Annotated in this window: 4 protein-coding genes; 3 read left to right on the top strand and 1 reads right to left on the bottom strand. The window is 32.1% G+C overall.

All coding sequences use genetic code 11. The features are described 5' to 3' along the window. The first annotated feature begins 386 nt into the window (after positions 1-386). From KP710_RS09335 to KP710_RS09325, 3 genes are all read left to right on the top strand, one after another. Entirely contained in the window at positions 387-554 is a 168-nt protein-coding gene (locus tag KP710_RS09335; RefSeq protein ID WP_005646127.1) for a hypothetical protein, read from the top strand. After that, complete coding sequence (locus tag KP710_RS09330) at positions 544-828, top strand: type II toxin-antitoxin system RelE/ParE family toxin (RefSeq protein ID WP_005636121.1); 285 nt, start codon at positions 544-546, stop codon at positions 826-828. The genes KP710_RS09335 and KP710_RS09330 overlap by 11 nt, the downstream gene beginning before the upstream one ends. Positions 829-1,838: 1,010 nt before the next feature. After that, positions 1,839-2,252, top strand: coding sequence for a hypothetical protein (locus KP710_RS09325; RefSeq protein WP_215771109.1), 414 nt, complete (start codon positions 1,839-1,841; stop codon positions 2,250-2,252). Positions 2,253-2,284: 32 nt separating this feature from the next. On the opposite strand, the gene KP710_RS09320 is transcribed toward KP710_RS09325, so the two are convergent. Next, positions 2,285-3,295: a replication initiation protein gene (locus KP710_RS09320; RefSeq protein ID WP_215771108.1), complete on the bottom strand. Its 1,011-nt coding sequence runs from the start codon at positions 3,293-3,295 to the stop codon at positions 2,285-2,287. Between the last annotated feature and the right edge of the window lie 105 nt (positions 3,296-3,400).

Genomic DNA, 3,400 nt, shown 5'->3' with positions numbered 1-3,400 from the left:
ACAATAAATTTGTAGTCTTTAAACAATAAATTTGTAGTCTTATAAATCTTGCAAGCCTTGTGTAACAAGGAAATCCAGAGGCCACAAACAAGAATACAAACAAGAATACAAAAAAATAGAGCCTAAAGGCTCTTTTTGGGGCTTTCAGCCCTACTTTTTTATTTAATATTTTACAAAATTAGAATTGCGGTGTTTTGCATAGTTAAGCACCTGGTTTCGCATAAAGTGCCATTATGTTAAATGATTCTAGTCAGTAAAATTGCGTGTTTATGCAATGTTACAGCTCACAAAAAAATGCTAATGCAGGATAGGGGATATAGTTTTCATCCTATTTTTTGATTAAAAATTTTTCTGATAAACTACCCTTATATAAAAAAGGAGGAATTATGCAAATAGCATTACCCAATACTCAAACATTTGAGAAAAAAGAACCCCTCTATACAAACGAAGAACTTCATTTACTGCATCAATTAGAAAATGGATTAGTAAAATCAACTTCTCATGAAGATGTGATGAAAAACCTGAAACAGGTACTAAAACTCGATGAAATTTGATTACTCGATCAAATGGTATGAACTAGCAGAAAATAAACTACTGCGGCAAGCACAATACATTCTAGAACAATCTCAAAATGTGGTTATTGCAGAAAATTTTTATGATGCTATCAAGAGTGAGGTTGATAAACTTTCTTTCACGGCAGATGTGTACCGTCTTAGAAAGAAAAAGGAAATCCCCATTCTTAACGGGAAATATCTTGTAAAATTCCTTATTGGTAGAGAAACCGTTTATATCGTAGATTTTAAATCAGCTAAACAAAAAAATTATTAAGATACAATCCATAAAATCATTGCCAACAAGTGCCAATGATTTTATGGATTTTCATTTTTTTGAGCGTAAAAAAAACCGCAGTAAGAAAGACGAGTAACTTTCTGCGGCTAAATATGGGTGCAAGGAGATTTTGCACCATTGTTATTCATATGAGAGCGAATTTCTTCGCCTTTTCATCATATCAAAGGTTTTATTAATCTCAATTAAAAAATCGCTTAATACGTTGTTTTAGCGCCTTTATCGGGTGTTTCCTTTCCCACTCTCTTTTTCTTTTCTCAAATTGCATCTGAGCCTGGTTATTCATTGCAAATTTAGCGTAAGAGTTCGACATTTTTTCTAATAAAGAATTGATGTGCTTTTTACGCTTATACATTAAGTACAGATAAGCAAAAAAGAGGATAAAAACGATAATAAGGGCATTATAAAAAACAATAATAAAAAGGTCGTTCATTCTATTCTTTTATTTAAGGTATTTATTAGGCATTTTAATTGCCTGGAATGGGTAAAAAGACCAGGTGATCTAAGGTAAAGATTAAGCCAGGTTCTATTATTAAAATATCATTAATTCTTTACTCTGACACACACCTAACGCAAATTTAAAATTTGCCTTTTTTCCTTTATAAATCAATGGCTTGAGTGTTTTCGACCACATTTTTAGAGGGGGAGAGCTGATTCTGTAGAGAATCTGTAGCGCACACCCAGAGAATCTTTTGATTTTATTATAAATTTTACCAAAAGATTCTGTAGAGAATCCGTAGAGAATCTGTAGAGATGCAACTTTTCATCTAAAAACCCAAAAAAAAACAGCAAATACCTCACGTTTTCCGATGAATGTTTTACGAGTTTATTTTAGATTTTTTTGTGACAGCGTCTTAATTTTAAATACAAAAACGCTCATTTTTTTTACAAAAGACTTAGCAATACAAGACTTATTTCTAATACGCTATTTAACGTAAAATTAGCTCAATTATATTATCATTTTAGCACTTTGCTAACTAGGTGGCCACATTATGAGATTTTTTTCTAATTTCTTAAAAAGAATCAAAGATAAAATTGGATTTAGAATTATGACTAAAGAAGAATATGAGCTTTTTTTAAGAAAAAAAAACCTAGATCATAAATCATCATTCCTTAACTCAACCTTTTCAATTAATGATGTAAACACTAATAATCCATCATCTATTCATAATGAAATTAATCCTGCCACTGGATTACCAATGGTAGGTGGGGTAGATGCGGGAGGAAATCCTTATGGAGTAGATTTAAGCGGTTCTTTTGATTCAATTAATCCGGCTACTGGATTACCAACATCTAATGGAATTGATGTAGGAGGGAATCCTTATGGAATAGATTTAAGCAGTTCTTTTGATCACTCATTTCAAGACTTAGGCAATTCTTATCACAATGATTTTCATCACGACTAAACAAGGAGAAATTATGTCAGGTATAAATAAATCTATTCAACAAAATCTATCTGATTTTTAGGTATCTCTACTAATTCATAAAGCGATAGCTTATAACCTCTCTTTTTCAATTCAGCCCAAATATCACGCTCTTTCCCAAATTTTGACTTATGACTTTCATTAACTGCTAAAAATTTAGCATAATGCACCAGGTCATCTAGCGGCACATCATCTATCACCTCATAAAAACTATCTAGCTTTAATAGACAATCCTTAGCGTAAATAGCGTATTCATGCGAGCTAAACTTTGGATTTTGAGCATCAAACTTAACGAAAGAACCATACTTGTTTTTATGGGGGAACGCCGGGCGTTTCTGTTCGATTTTTACCGCACTTTTCTTGCTTTTAATTGTAAACTTTAACGAAACAATGCTGCGCCCTCGTTTAATAGGCTCAACACTTACAAGAAGATCCGATTTAGCATTAATTTCATCAATAGCAGGTGTTAAAACACGCTGATTAAAATTATTGTATCGCTCATACTTATCTGAAACCTGTAACCACTCTTTTAAATCATCTAATGGAGTTTGTCGCCAACCTGTATCACGATATTGAGAACATAATTCATAAAGACGAATAGAATGCGTACTACTAAAAGCACCGATATTTACAAGCTGATATTTTGTGTAGTTATCATGTAATTCAGAAATGTAAGGGATTAACTCATCGTGGAACTCAATATAAAACCGCCCTTCTTTTTTAAAATAGGAACGCTTATGAATTAAAGCTACTTCTGTTAATTCGTGTTCGTTATCAACCAATGTAACCCAACGCTTTGAGATCTTTAAAACAGCATTTCTAACTTGCGTGTAAGCTATATCAGGATTGACTTCAGGGAAATGTTTGCAGAATTCAGCTACCGTGAAGTCGAATCCACGTTTAGACGGATTTTTAGGGTTAAACACTCCTAAAGTTAAAGATAATATCCGCATTTCATCAAGCGTCATTGAATAACTTGCTTGCACAAAGTTATTTGCTTTATGGACTGTTAATTTATCATTCATGGCCAATCTATAAGACTACAAATTTATTGCAATAAACTACATCAAAAAACAGATATAGTCAAACACAATAAATTTGTAGTCTTTAAACAATAAATTTGTAGTCTT

The organism is Haemophilus sp. SZY H35, from assembly GCF_018829705.1.
Taxonomy (GTDB): domain Bacteria; phylum Pseudomonadota; class Gammaproteobacteria; order Enterobacterales; family Pasteurellaceae; genus Haemophilus; species Haemophilus haemolyticus_K.
This window is presented reverse-complemented; position numbering and strand designations above follow the sequence as displayed.